12 protein-coding genes are annotated in these 13334 nt (G+C 67.0%); 6 read left to right on the forward strand and 6 right to left on the reverse strand.

Annotation, left to right across the window (positions count from 1 at the left end):
- Genes BMY25_RS15745 through ccmA form a run of 3 tightly spaced genes read right to left on the reverse strand, consistent with a single transcriptional unit; the run spans position 1 to position 2168 of the window.
- Positions 1-789, reverse strand: coding sequence for a heme ABC transporter permease (locus BMY25_RS15745; protein WP_092498273.1), 789 nt, complete (start codon positions 787-789; stop codon positions 1-3).
- A 54-nt stretch (positions 790-843) separates the two neighbouring features.
- A complete protein-coding gene (gene ccmB, locus BMY25_RS15750) occupies positions 844-1512 on the reverse strand; it encodes a heme exporter protein CcmB (RefSeq protein WP_092498275.1) in 669 nt (222 codons plus the stop codon).
- Positions 1509-2168 (reverse strand): heme ABC exporter ATP-binding protein CcmA, encoded by a 660-nt coding sequence (ccmA, locus tag BMY25_RS15755; protein ID WP_238858378.1) that lies wholly within the window; start codon positions 2166-2168, stop codon positions 1509-1511. Before ccmA ends, ccmB begins: the two co-directional genes overlap by 4 nt.
- A 203-nt stretch (positions 2169-2371) precedes the next feature.
- On the opposite strand from ccmA, the gene acnA reads away from it, so the two are divergent.
- Complete coding sequence (acnA, locus tag BMY25_RS15760; RefSeq protein WP_092498279.1) at positions 2372-5071, forward strand: aconitate hydratase AcnA; 2700 nt, start codon at positions 2372-2374, stop codon at positions 5069-5071.
- An 88-nt stretch (positions 5072-5159) separates the two neighbouring features.
- Here acnA and BMY25_RS21380 read toward each other — a convergent pair whose 3' ends face one another.
- Together BMY25_RS21380 and BMY25_RS15770 are read right to left on the reverse strand one after the other, a co-directional pair.
- Positions 5160-6044 carry an arylesterase gene (locus BMY25_RS21380; RefSeq protein ID WP_346432152.1) on the reverse strand — a complete coding sequence of 295 codons (885 nt, stop codon included), beginning with the start codon at positions 6042-6044 and terminating at the stop codon, positions 5160-5162.
- 236 nt (positions 6045-6280) lie between these two features.
- Positions 6281-6985 (reverse strand): HPP family protein, encoded by a 705-nt coding sequence (locus BMY25_RS15770; protein ID WP_092498283.1) that lies wholly within the window; start codon positions 6983-6985, stop codon positions 6281-6283.
- A gap of 232 nt (positions 6986-7217) precedes the next feature.
- Here BMY25_RS15770 and BMY25_RS15775 point away from each other — a divergent pair, with 232 nt between their 5' ends.
- From BMY25_RS15775 to BMY25_RS15790, 4 genes are all read left to right on the forward strand, one after another.
- Positions 7218-7916 (forward strand): ABC transporter ATP-binding protein, encoded by a 699-nt coding sequence (locus BMY25_RS15775; RefSeq protein ID WP_092498285.1) that lies wholly within the window; start codon positions 7218-7220, stop codon positions 7914-7916.
- On the forward strand, positions 7913-10477 hold the full coding sequence (locus BMY25_RS15780) for an ABC transporter permease (protein WP_092498287.1): 2565 nt from the start codon (positions 7913-7915) through the stop codon (positions 10475-10477). The genes BMY25_RS15775 and BMY25_RS15780 overlap by 4 nt, the downstream gene beginning before the upstream one ends.
- A gap of 100 nt (positions 10478-10577) precedes the next feature.
- A complete protein-coding gene (locus BMY25_RS15785; protein WP_092498289.1) occupies positions 10578-11318 on the forward strand; it encodes a Bax inhibitor-1/YccA family protein in 741 nt (246 codons plus the stop codon).
- Positions 11319-11411: 93 nt separating this feature from the next.
- Positions 11412-11966: a GNAT family N-acetyltransferase gene (locus BMY25_RS15790; RefSeq protein WP_092498405.1), complete on the forward strand. Its 555-nt coding sequence runs from the start codon at positions 11412-11414 to the stop codon at positions 11964-11966.
- Here BMY25_RS15790 and BMY25_RS15795 read toward each other — a convergent pair.
- The gene (locus BMY25_RS15795) at positions 11956-12303 is read right to left on the reverse strand and encodes a DUF2794 domain-containing protein (protein WP_428976979.1); all 348 of its coding nucleotides are present in this window, start codon (positions 12301-12303) and stop codon (positions 11956-11958) included. The genes BMY25_RS15790 and BMY25_RS15795 overlap by 11 nt on opposite strands.
- A gap of 488 nt (positions 12304-12791) precedes the next feature.
- On the opposite strand from BMY25_RS15795, the gene thpR reads away from it, so the two are divergent.
- Positions 12792-13328 carry an RNA 2',3'-cyclic phosphodiesterase gene (gene thpR / locus BMY25_RS15800; protein ID WP_092498291.1) on the forward strand — a complete coding sequence of 179 codons (537 nt, stop codon included), beginning with the start codon at positions 12792-12794 and terminating at the stop codon, positions 13326-13328.
- Positions 13329-13334 lie beyond the last annotated feature (6 nt).

The raw sequence follows: 13334 nt of genomic DNA on the forward strand, positions 1-13334 counted from the left end.
TCAGGATGCCGAAGCCGGCGACGCGGCGGCGGACACGGGCGTTGCGGCGGCGACGCTCGCTCGTGGCCGCGCGGCCACGAGCTGTGCCGTGCGCACGCGGCGGCGATAGATCTCCGCCCGCATCGCGCCCATCAGCAGCGTGGCGAAGAGCAGGCCGAAGCCGCCCAGCATCAGGAAAAGCGGGCGCAGCATGGAGGGATCGATGGTCGGGCCGCCCATGCGGAAGATGCTCTCCGACTGGTGCAGCGTGTTCCACCAGTCCACCGAGAACTTGATGATCGGGATATTCACGAAGCCGACCAGGATCAGCACGGCGACGATCCGCGAGGCGCGGGCGGGATCGTCGAAGGCGCGCCAGAGGGCGATCAGGCCGAGATACATGATGAAGAGCACGAGGAAGGACGTGAGCCGCGCGTCCCAGACCCACCAGGCGCCCCACATGGGCTTGCCCCAGACGGACCCGGTGATCAGCCCCAGCAGCGTGAAGGCCGCACCGATGGGCGCCGCCGAACGGGCCGCCACGTCGGCCAGCGGATGCCGCCAGACCAGCGTGCCCAGCGCCGAGGCTGCCATCAGCGTGTAGCACCCCATGGCAAGCATGGCGGCCGGCACGTGGATATACATGATCCGCACCGTATCGCCCTGCTGGTAGTCCGGCGGCGAGGCGAAAAGCCCGTAATAAAGCCCGACCGCCAGCACGATGGCGGCGGCCGCGGCGAACCACGGGATCAGCTTGCCCGAGAAATCGAGAAAGCGGGTCGGATTGGCAAGCTGGGTCAGGCTCGGCATGACGTCCTCATACGCCCCGACCGCAGCGGCGGCAATGCGGCGCGATGGGCCACCTCACTCCACCGAGAGCTTCAACGCCGCCGCCGCCGCGATCGGGGCGAGTACGAGGGCGGCCAGTGTACAGGCGCAGAGGATCAGGAAGGGCGGCAGGAACGGTGCGGGATCGGAGATCGCACCCGCAGTCGCGGAAATGCCGAAGATCAGCACCGGGATCGTCAGCGGGATGATCAGCACGGCGATCAGCATGCCGCCACGCGCGAGCCCCGCCGTCAACGCCGCGCCGACCGTGCCGATCAGCGTCAGCGCCGGCGAGCCGACGAGAAGCGTCAGCGTCACGGCCGCGAGCCCCACCGGCTCCACGTTGAGAAGCAGGCCGAGCACGGGCGCGGCGATCACCAGCGGCAGGCCGGTCGCCAGCCAGTGGCCGATCGCCCGGCCGATCACCACCAGCATCATCGGCTGGCCGGAGATGATGAAGAGATCCAGGGAGCCGTCCTCGCGGTCGGCGCCGAAAAGCCGGTCGAGGCCCAGCAAGGAGGCGAGCAGCGCGCCGATCCAGAGAATGGCCGGACCGATTCGCGCCAGCAGCTTCAGGTCGGGACCGACGCCGAAGGGAATCACGGTGACCACCGCCAGAAAGAAGACAAGGCCCACGACCGCGCCGCCGCCGGCGCGCAGGCCGAGACGAAGGGTTTGCCCGATGATAGCGAGAAGCGCGCTCATGCGAGGACCACGTCCTGCGGCGCCATGTCGAGCGTGGCGTCCGGGACGATCGGCAAATCGAGGTGAGTGGCGACGAGGATCGAGCCGCCGGCCGCCAGATGATCGCGCATCGCTTCCCCGAGAAGCCCCTCGCCGTCGCGGTCCAGCGCGGAGGTCGGCTCGTCCATCAGCCAGAGCGGCCTGGGCATCAGGATCAGCCGCGCAAGCCCGGCCCGGCGCCGCTGCCCGGCGGACAGCGCACCGATCGGCAGGTCCGTCGCATGGGCGAGCCCGACCCTGTCGATCGCGTCCAGGATTGCGTCCTCATCGGGAGCCGGTTCGTCCAATGCGTAGACCCGGCACCAGAAGGCCAGCGTTTCGAGCAAGGTAAGCGATGCCTTGAAGGCGTCGAGATGGCCGAGATAGTGCATCCGCCCCGCATCGGCCCCCTGCCCGCCCACTTCGAAGCGGACATGACCGTCGACGGGCCGGATCAGGCCCGCGACCAGCCTGAGCAGGCTGGATTTGCCCGAGCCGTTCGGGCCGCGAAGCGCCAGAGAGCGCCCTGGCTCCAGCCGAAAGCTCACCCCGGAAAAGATGAGGCGACCTCCCCTTTCGCAGGAGAGATCGTCGGCCACCAGCAATGAAGGAGGCAGTCCGGTCGGATGATTGTTCAAAACCTGCGCATTCCGTAGTTTGGATCGTCTCTAGACTCTGGTCTCGGCCGGGGAAATACACTATATGCCGCGTGACCGACGACGGTAGGCGCTCCTTCTCGTCGGACCATGCAAAGATTACGATTGCGCCGCTGCGCGCTGACGCCCCGACCTTGAATCGGTGGCGCCGCCGGGTGCGACCATCGTGCCTTGGGAGCCTCACCGTGCCAAAATCTCTGGACAGCTTTAAATCTCGCCGCACCCTGAATGTCGGCGGGAAGGAATACGTCTATTTCTCCCTTCCCGAAGCGGAAAAGAACGGGCTTGAGGGCATCAACCGCCTGCCCTTCTCCCTCAAGGTCCTGCTTGAGAACCTCCTGCGCTTCGAGGACGGCCGCACCGTTACGGCGGACGATATCCGCGGCGTCGCCGAATGGCTGAAGGAGCGCTACTCCACGCGCGAGATCGCCTATCGTCCCGCCCGGGTGCTGATGCAGGACTTCACCGGCGTTCCCGCCGTAGTCGATCTCGCCGCCATGCGCGACGCCACCACCAAGCTCGGCGGCGATCCCAAGCGCATCAATCCGCAGGTGCCGGTCGACCTCGTGATCGACCACTCCGTGATGGTGGACTTCTTCGGCTCGCAGAACGCCTTCGAGAAGAACGTCGATCTGGAATATGAGCGCAACGGCGAGCGCTACACCTTCCTGCGCTGGGGCCAGGAAGCCTTCGACAACTTCCGCGTCGTGCCCCCGGGCACCGGCATCTGCCATCAGGTGAACCTCGAATATCTCGCCCAGACGGTGTGGACGCGTGACGAGGCGGAGGATGGCGGCACCGTCACCTACGCCTTCCCCGACACGCTGGTCGGCACCGATTCGCACACCACCATGGTCAACGGCCTTTCGGTGCTCGGCTGGGGCGTCGGCGGCATCGAGGCCGAGGCCGCCATGCTCGGCCAGCCGATCTCCATGCTGATCCCCGAAGTCGTCGGCTTCAAGCTCACCGGCAAGCTGCCGGAAGGCACCACGGCCACCGACCTCGTGCTCACCGTCACGCAGATGCTGCGCAAGAAGGGTGTCGTCGGCAAGTTCGTCGAGTTCTACGGCCCGGGCCTCTCCAACCTCTCGCTGGAAGACCAGGCGACGATCGCCAACATGGCGCCGGAATACGGCGCGACCTGCGGCTTCTTCCCCGTGGACAACGACACGGTCAACTATCTGAAGGCCACCGGCCGGCAGCAGGATCGCGTGGCGCTGGTCGAGGAATACGCCAAGGCCCAGGGCATGTGGCGTCTCGACGACATGGCCGACCCCTACTTTACCGACACTCTGGAACTCGACCTGTCCACGGTCGTCCCGTCGCTGGCCGGCCCGAAGCGCCCGCAGGATCGCGTCGCCCTCACCGACGTCGCCCCGGCCTTCGCCAAGGCGCTCGGCGAGATCCGCCCGACCGACGGCTCCTTCAAGACCGCCCCGGTCGAGGGCGCTGACTACACGGTCGGCGACGGCAGCGTCGTCATCGCGGCGATCACGTCCTGCACCAACACCTCGAATCCGAGCGTGCTGATCGGCGCAGGTCTCCTCGCCCGCAAGGCGCATGCGAAGGGCCTGACCGCCAAGCCGTGGGTCAAGACCTCGCTGGCGCCGGGCTCGCAGGTGGTGACCGAGTATCTCGCGAAGGCCGACCTGACGAAGGATCTCGACGCGCTCGGCTTCAACCTCGTCGGCTATGGCTGCACGACCTGCATCGGCAATTCCGGCCCGCTGCCGGAGCCGATCTCGGCCGCCATCAATGCGGGCGATCTCGTGGCCGCCTCGGTGCTGTCGGGCAACCGCAACTTCGAAGGCCGCGTCAACCCGGACGTGCGGGCGAACTATCTCGCCTCCCCGCCGCTGGTCGTCGCCTATGCCATTGCCGGCTCGCTGAACATCGACATCACCAAGGAGCCGCTGGGCCAGGACCCCGAGGGCAACGATGTCTATCTCCGCGACATCTGGCCGACCTCGGCCGAGATCGCGAGCGTCATCCGCGACGTCATCAGCCGCGAGATGTTCCTGTCGCGCTATGGCGACGTCTTCAAGGGCGACCGTCACTGGCAGGGCATCCAGGTCAAGGGCGGCATGACCTATGACTGGCCGATCAGCTCGACCTATGTGCAGAACCCCCCGTATTTCGAGGGGATGAGCATGACGCCGAAGCCGCTGACGGACATCAAGGGAGCCCGCGTCCTCGCGCTCTTCCTCGATTCCATCACGACGGATCACATCTCCCCCGCCGGCTCGATCAAGAAGAACGGCCCGGCCGGCGAATATCTCATGGAGCACCAGGTGCCCGCCTCGGAGTTCAACTCCTACGGCGCGCGTCGCGGCAACCACGAGGTGATGATGCGCGGCACCTTCGCCAACATCCGCATCAAGAACCAGATGGTTCCGGGCGTGGAAGGCGGCGTGACGCTGCACCAGCCGGACGGCGGGCAGATGTCGATCTACGACGCCGCGATGAAGTACCAGGAGGAACAGGTTCCGCTGGTCGTCTTCGCCGGAAAGGAATACGGCACCGGCTCCTCGCGCGACTGGGCGGCCAAGGGCACGACCCTGCTCGGCGTTCGCGCCGTGATCGCGCAGTCCTTCGAGCGTATCCACCGCTCCAACCTTGTCGGAATGGGCGTGCTGCCGCTGGTCTTCAAGGACGAGCAGAGCTGGCAGACGCTCGGCATCAAGGGCGACGAGAAGGTGACGATCGAAGGCGTGACCGAGCTGAAGCCGCGCCAGACGATCGACGCGAGGATCGAGTTCGCGGATGGTCGCGTCGAGACCGTCCCGCTGCTCCTGCGCATCGATACGCTGGACGAGATGGACTACTTCAGGAACGGCGGCATTCTTCAGTACGTCCTGCGGAACCTGGTTTCGCAGGCGGCCTGATCCCCGCAGCTCCCAAAAACAAGGCCGCGCTCCCGAGCGCGGCCTTTTTCATGTCAGGCATCCGAATGCGGCCAGCCGACCGGCATCGTCACTGCGGAGCGGCGGTCCCCTGCGTGTTCGCGGGCCCCTGCGTCGTCGCCCCGGCCGGAGCCGGGGTGGCCGGGACTGGAGTAGCAGGAGCGGCTGCGGCCGGAGCCGGCGCATTCGCGCTGGGAGCGGCAGGAGCCGGTGCGTTCCCGGCGGGAGCGGCAGCATCCGGCGGCGCGCTGTCGGCGGCGCTGTCGTCGTCATCGTCGTCTTCGTCCTTGGGCGCGAGGGCCGCTTTCACGAGCGCCTCGGCATAGGGCGTGATGCGCTTGACGATCTTGGCGATGCCTTCCGCCGTCGGATGGATGCCGTCGGACTGGGTCACGAGGTCGTCCGCAGCGACACCTTCCAGGAAGAAGGGATAAAGGCCGACCCGCTCTTCCGCCGCGACCTGGATGAAGATCCTGTTGAAGGCGCGGGCAAAGTCCGGCCCCATGTTCGGGGGCGCCTTCATACCGGCGAGAAGCACGTCCTGGTCGCGTTCCGTCAGCTTGTCGAGGATCGCGGTGAGGTTCTTGCGCGTCACCTCCGGGTCGATGCCGCGCAGCGCGTCGTTGCCGCCGAGTTCGACGATGACAGCCTGCGCATCCTTCGGCACCGACCAGTCGACACGGGCGAGCGCAGCCGTGGTCGTGTCGCCGGAGACGCCGGCATTGTCCACCTTCACGTCATAGCCCTTGGCCTTCAGCGCCGCTTCCAGCTGCTCGGGGAAGGACTGTCCCGGGCCAAGCCCGTAGCCCGCCGTCAGGCTGTCGCCGAAGGCCACGATGTGCACGGGATCGGCCAGAGCGGCGGAGCCCGGCCCCATCAGCCCGAGCGCTGTGCCGAACAGAGCGGCGGCCGCCCAAGGCGCGTTTCCGGGAAGCCGGTTCGCTTTCATTCTCATCGTCACGAATCCCTTGTCCTGCTGTCCACCCGGTCTCTGTCCCTGAACCCTGCACGACGATCCGAACGCTCGGAAAGGGTTTTCGTGACGACGACGCGCGGCATGCCCGTCAGAAGCACGAGATGGTGGCGAAAAAAGCAACGGCGGGGCAAACCCACGACCCTGCGACGCTTCGACCACATCTCGTCTCGGGCCGCGACGGCACGCAGCGCCGGTGAGCCGGCGGGTGTGTCCACCTAGGTGCCTCGGATCGCCTGCGCCTCAGCCCGGCTCCGTTGCGCCGCATGGAACCCGACCCGGCGGAAGAGCAGGTCGAGGTCCTCGCGGCTGACGTCGAAGGTTTCGCCGAGATCGTGCAGCGCGCGGTCCACGTCCTCCGGGTGCGGAACGCCGTCGAGGGCGGGTGCCATATGGCCGACCACGGGAACGGGACGGTGCGGATAGGAATGGCCGGAAAGGCGGTGGAAGGCGATGCCGGCCAAGGTCAGCAGGACCGCGTTGATCGCCACGGGCACGAAGGGAAAGAGGTAGCCCGCCGAGGCGACCGCCGGGCCGCCGATGACGGCGGTTAGCGCAGCCGCGCCGCCCGGCGGATGCAGGCAGCGAAGCCACGACATGGCGAGGATCGCGCCGCCGACCGCGAGTCCGGCGGCGAGATCCGGATTGGGCACAAGCCTCGCCACGCTCACGCCCACCAGGGCGGAGACGAAATTGCCGCCGATCACCGACCACGGCTGGGCCAGAGGGCTGGACGGCACGGCGAAGACCAGCACGGCCGAGACGCCCATCGGCGCGACCAGCAGCGCAAGGGTCGCCGAATGCAGGAAGACGGCCGCGCCGATCGCACCGGTGAGCGCGATCCCGATCAACGCGCCGAGACCGGCGACGGTCTGGTCGCGGAGACTGGAACCCGCAAGGATGGGAGGAAGGGAGAAGCGCATGGGTGGCCCGGCATATTGGTCGGCGTCGCACCGGCAACGGAGATGCGCCGGACTGCCTCGACCGCCAAGCCTACCCGGCCAGCGCACCCTGGAACAGAAACGGCTTTCCAACGGGAGATCGGGTGCGGGAACACTGTTCTGGAGCGTTCGCCTGCCGATCGACTCGGGTCGGCTGGAATGATACCGGCCGAGGTCCCATATCGGCGGAACCCGCCGCTCCAAAGGTCTCCCCGTGAACGATGCCGCCATCCTCCTCGACAATGTCGATCTCACGTTGGGCAGCGGGGCTTCCCGGGTCCATGTCCTGAAGCAGGTGAGCCTGAGCGTCGGTCGCGGCGAGACGGTGGGTCTTGTCGGGCCGTCCGGCTCCGGCAAGTCGACATTGCTGCTGGCGATCGCCGGGCTGGAACGGATCGACAGCGGGCGGCTGGTCGTGGCGGGGCAGGATTATGCCGGGTTGGGCGAGGATGCGCTGGCGGCGTTCCGGGGCCGGGAGATCGGCTTCGTCTTCCAGGCCTTTCACCTCATGCAGACCATGACGGCGCTTGAAAACGTCGCCGTTCCGCTGGAGCTTGCCGACGAGCCCGATGCTTTCGCCCGCGCCCGCGAGATGCTCGGTCGCGTCGGCCTCGCGCACAGGATCGGGCATTACCCGGCGCAGCTTTCCGGCGGCGAGCAGCAACGCGTCGCCATCGCCCGCGCGCTCGCGGTCAAGCCGTCGATCCTGATCGCCGACGAACCCACCGGCAATCTCGACAGCGAAACCGGCGAGGAGATCGCCGATCTGATCTTCCAGACCTCACGGGAGAACGGCTCCACTCTCGTCCTCGTGACGCATGACCAGGGCCTCGCCGCCCGCTGCAGCCGCACCGTGCGCATCGCATCCGGCCAGATCGAGGAAGCTGCCCAGACCGTGCGGCGGACGGCATGAACGGGGCTGCCTCGGCGCAAAGCCGCTCGCTGCCGATTTCGCTCCGCTTCGCGCTTCGCGAACTCCGGGGCGGCCTCGCCGGCTTTTATGTCTTTCTCGCCTGCATCGCGTTGGGCGTCGCGTCCATCGCGGGCGTCAATTCCGTTTCCCATGCGCTGACGGAAGGGATCTCCACGCAGGGCCGCACGATTCTCGGCGGCGATCTCTCGATCTCGCTGATCCACCGCGATCTCGGGCCCGAGCAGAAGGCCTTCTTCGCCCGGCAGGGAACGCTCGACACGGTCGCCACGATGCGCGCCATGGCGGTGCGGCCGGACGGCGCCGACCAGACGCTGGTGGAACTGAAATCGGTCGATGCCGCCTATCCGCGGCAGGGCGAACTGGCGCTGGAGGGCGGCGGCGACGGACAGGCCTTGCTGCGCGAAACGGACGGCGCCTTCGGCGCGCTCGCCGCGCCGGAACTGCTGGACCGGCTGAACCTGAAGGTCGGCGACGATCTCAAGCTCGGCGCGCTCACCCTGAAGCTGCGAGGCGTCATCGCGTCCGAGCCGGACCGCCTTTCCGAAGGCATCGGCTTCGGTCCGCACCTGATGATCTCGCTGGACGCCCTGCAACGGACGGAGTTGCTGCAGCCCGGCGCGCTCGTCACCTGGATGAACCGCCTCTCCTTTGCCGGGCCGGCCGATCCCGCCCGGGCGAAGCAACTCGCGGCAGATGCCGACAAGCAGTTCCCCAATGCCGGCTGGCGCATGCGGACCAGCGACAATGCCTCGCCCTCGCTGTCCGGCAATATCGACCGCTTCGCGCAATTCCTGACACTGGTGGGGCTTACCGCGCTGATCGTGGGCGGTGTCGGCGTCGCCAACGCGGTATCGAGCTTCGTCGATCTTAAACGCCCAGCGATCGCCACGCTGAAGAGCCTGGGCGCCAGCGCCGGCACGATCTTCCGCATCTATTTCCTGCAGATCCTGATCCTGGCGCTGTTCGGCATCGCGATCGGGCTGGTGGTCGGCGCGATCCTGCCCTTTGTCGCCAAGTGGGCGCTGTCGGACCTCCTGCCTGTCGCAGATGTCGGCCTTTACCCGGCGGAGCTCGGCCTCGCTTTCGTCTACGGGCTGCTGGTGACGGTCGCCTTTTCGCTCTGGCCGCTCGGCCGCGCCCGCCAGATGCCCGCGACCAGCCTCTTCGCCGACCGGGCGCTCGGGTCGAACGTCCGGCCGCCCTGGATCTACCGCATCTTCCAGCTGGTCGCGCTGTTGCTGCTGGCGGGGCTCGCCATCGCGCTTTCCAGCCAGCAGCGCCTTGCCGTCATGTATATCGCGGCCGTGGTGGTGGCCTTCGTGGTGCTGCGGCTGGTGGCGGTGCTCATCACCTTCCTCGCCCGCCATGCCGGGCGCATCAGAGGCACCACGCTGCGGCTGGCGATCCGCAACATTCAGCGACCGGGCGCGCTCACGTCCAGCGTGGTCCTCTCGCTCGGCCTCGGCCTGACGCTTCTGGTCAGCCTCGCGTTGATCGACACCAATCTGCGGGGCCAGTTGACGGGCGCCATCGCGGACAAGGCGCCGGACTTCTTCTTCATCGATATCCAGAACGCGGACCGCGATCGCTTCGTCGACCTGCTGAAACGGGAGGCTCCGGCCGCGTCGGTCGACACCGTCCCCATGCTGCGGGGACGCATCACGGCGGTGAAGGGTGTGCCGGCGACCGAGGTGAAGGCCGGCGAAGGCGGCAGCTGGGCGCTTCAGGGCGACCGGGGCGTGACCTTTGCCGATACCCTGCCCCGCAATTCGCGGCTGGTGCAGGGCTCGTGGTGGGCGGCCGGTTATGACGGCGAGCCGCTGGTCTCCTTCGAGGAAGGTGTGGCGAAGGCGCTGAATCTCGGCATCGGCGACCATGTGACCGTGAATGTGCTCGGCCGCAACGTGACGGCCAGGATCGCCAATATCCGCGCGGTGGACTGGGATTCGCTGTCGATCAACTTCGTGATGGTGTTCTCGCCCAACACATTCGCCGGCGCGCCGGTGACGGATCTCGCGACCCTCTCCCTGCCCAAGGGAGGCGATCCCGGTCTCGACCGGCATGTCGCCTCGGTCGTGACGAAGACTTTTCCGGCGGTCACCAGCGTGCGGGTCAAGGACGCCATCGATTCCGTCAACGACCTGATCGGCAAGCTGGCGCTGGCCGTACGGGTCGCCGCGTCGCTGGCGCTCGTCGTGTCCATGCTGGTGCTGGGCGGCGCGCTGGCGGCCGGCCATCGCCAGCGGCGGCAGGACGCCGTGATCCTGAAGGCGCTGGGGGCGACGCGCACCCGGCTCCTGACCGCGTTCTCGCTGGAATACGGGATCCTCGGGTTGGCGACCGCCGTCTTCGCCGTCGCCGCCGGGTCTGTCGCGGCCTGGTATGTGGGCGAGAGGGTCATGCATATCCCCTTCCACTTCCGCCCGGAAATCGCGGTCGCCGCGGCCCTGATCGCGCTTGCCGTGACCCTGGGGCTGGGGCTCGCCGGCACCTGGCGCATCCTCTCGGTGAAGGCCGGGCCATTCTTACGAAATCTTTAGGGCCGCGTGATCGACCTTGCCCTTGTGACAACGGGCCGCGCCGGCCATATTGGGGACAAACCCCGGTCGTTTCCGGGCGTGGGGGATACAGGAGAGTAACATGGCTGAATACGACCGCCGATATGCGACGGCCGTTCGCACGGGAGCCGGGACACGCGCCCAGGGGATCGACCAGGGCCTCCGCTCCTTCATGCTCGGCATCTACAACAATATGGCGATGGGCCTGGCCGTGACCGGCCTGTTCGCCTTCGGCACCTTCTATGTCGCGGCGACCAACCCCGCCGTGGCGCAGGCGCTTTACTTCAGCCCGCTGAAGTGGATCGTGATCTTCGCGCCGCTGGTGGTGGTGTTTGCCTTCTCCGCCGGCATCAACCGCATGACGCCGTCGACCGCTCGCCTCGTCTTCCTCGGCTATGCCGCGCTGATGGGCCTGTCTCTGTCGTCGATCTTCATCGTCTATACCGGCGTCGGAATCGCGCGAACCTTCTTCATCACCGCTGCCTCCTTCGGCGCGCTGAGCCTCTACGGCTACACGACGAAGCGTGACCTCAGCGGGATGGGTTCGTTCCTGTTCATGGGCGTGATCGGCATCATCCTGGCGTCGATCGTGAACATGTTCCTGCATTCGACCGGTCTGCAGTTCGCGGTTTCGGTCCTCGGCGTGCTGATCTTCGCGGGCCTGACGGCCTACGACACGCAGAACCTGAAGGCGATGTACGACTATGTCGGCAACGACCGCGAGGCCGCCGGCCGTGCCTCGATCATGGGAGCGCTCAGGCTCTATCTCGATTTCCTGAACCTCTTCATGTTCCTGCTGCAGTTCACGGGCAACCGCCGCTAAGCGGCTCGCGCCGGACGGGACACTGGATTAAGAAAGGCGGTGCTTCGGCGCCGCCTTTTTCTTTGCCTGGCCCTTCTCCTTGCCGGAATCTCCATGCCCTCCGACGACATCCTGATCCGTCCCACCGACGAGACGGACATCCCCGCTTTGACCGAAATCTACCGCCACGCCGTGCTGCACGGCACGGCATCCTACGAAGTGGAGCCGCCTGGCGAGGCGGAGATGCTGCGCCGATGCCGCGACCTGACAGGCCGCGGGTTTCCGCATCTGGTGGCGGAGCGTGGAGGTCGAGTCCTGGGATATGCCTATGCGGGGCCCTATCGCCCGCGCCCGGCCTATCGCTTCTCGGTCGAGGATTCGATCTATATCGCGCCTGACCTGCACCGCGCGGGCGTCGGCAGCCGGCTCCTGGCCGCACTGATCGAAGCTTGCGAGGCCAAGGGTTTCCGCCAGATTTTCGCCAGCGCCGGCGGTGGCACGGAGAACCCGGCTTCGGTGCGGCTGCATGAAAAACTGGGCTTCCGCACGATCGGCATTTTCGAGGGCTCGGGCTTCAAGCACGGACGATGGCTCGACACCGTCCTCATGCAGCGCCCACTTGGCCCCGGCAGCAGCCAGCCGCCGGAAGAGGCCGAGCCTAGGAACTGACCAGCGAAAGCTGCGGCTTATCCAGAACACGCATGACTGTGGGCAGATCGTGGCCCCGCTTCAGGATAGCGCCGGACGCCGCGACGACGCGATAGGCGCCCTGCTTGCGGGCTAGCTCCGGGATTTTCTCCACACGGTAGAGCGGCATCTCGCTGGTGCGGCGGAAGATCGAAAAGACGGCGCGGTCCGCCAGATGGTCGATCGCATAATCGCGCCACTCGCCTTCCGCGACCTTGTGGCCGTAGACGCGAAGGATCGCGTCGAGCTCGCGGCGATGGAAGGCCACGTATCCAGGCGCGGATTTCGGCTGCGAACTCGTCGAGATGGTGGACAGGATCTTTGCGCCCTCCGGTGAACGGTTCTCGAAATCGGTCAAAGCCTGTCTCCTGACGAAGTGCCTATTGAGGCGGAAAACGCCGTGCCGCGCAAGCGCCGGTCCTCCCGATATAGGGACGTGCGGCGCTCCTGCCATCGTCTGCGGCATTCCCGACGGAAGTGCTGTACCCGCTAACGAAAAATCTCATTTTGGCCGCGATCCGGCCTTTGGGCCGCCATTTGGCGCAGGCAAATAGTGATCGTTGCCCAACGGCCTGGTGCCGGGGAAGGTTATCTGCCCCCCAGCCCAGAACCGGCACCGGCCGGGCACGCTTTAGAGTATGGTTTAATCCCCAGAGTCTCCTAGGCCGGCATTGCCGGCCTTTTCTTTGGGCTCCGGCGCGGTCTTCTCCTGCCCCGACAGATCGCGCAGCGCCGCACTCCGCAAATCTCCGAATTGCGTTATCCTCTCTCTCGCCACGTCACCCCCTTCGATTCGAGGAGGCTGAAATGCCGAGGCTTTTTACGGCGCTGGAACTCCCTTCCGACATCACGTTCTCGCTGTCCCTGCTGCGCGGCGGCCTGTCCGGCGCACGCTGGATCGACCAGGCGAACTATCACATCACATTACGCTTCATCGGCGACATCGACGATCGCACCGCCGACGAGATCGCCAACCAGCTTGCGCGGGTGAGCCGGCCGCGCTTCGATCTTTCGCTGGATGGCGTGGGCTGCTTCGGCGGTCGCAAGCCGCATTCGATCTATGCCGGCGTTCGGTCTTCCCCGGCGCTCCGGGAACTGCAGGCCGAGCACGAACGGCTGGTGCAGCGCATCGGGCTGGAGCCGGAACGGCGCAAGTTCACGCCGCACGTCACGCTGGCGCGGCTACGGGGAACGAGCGAGCCGGATGTGGCGGATTATCTCGCGCTGCGCGGCAGCTTCGGCACGACTCCCTTCCCCGTCGGCCGCTTCGTGCTGCTGTCCTCGCGCGCCTCGCGCGGCGGCGGCCCCTATGTCATGGAGGAAGCCTACCCGCTCGCCGCCTGAGGTCGC

Origin of the sequence: Faunimonas pinastri (assembly GCF_900110915.1) — a bacterium.
In the GTDB taxonomy this organism is placed as follows: Bacteria; Pseudomonadota; Alphaproteobacteria; order Rhizobiales; family Afifellaceae; genus Faunimonas; species Faunimonas pinastri.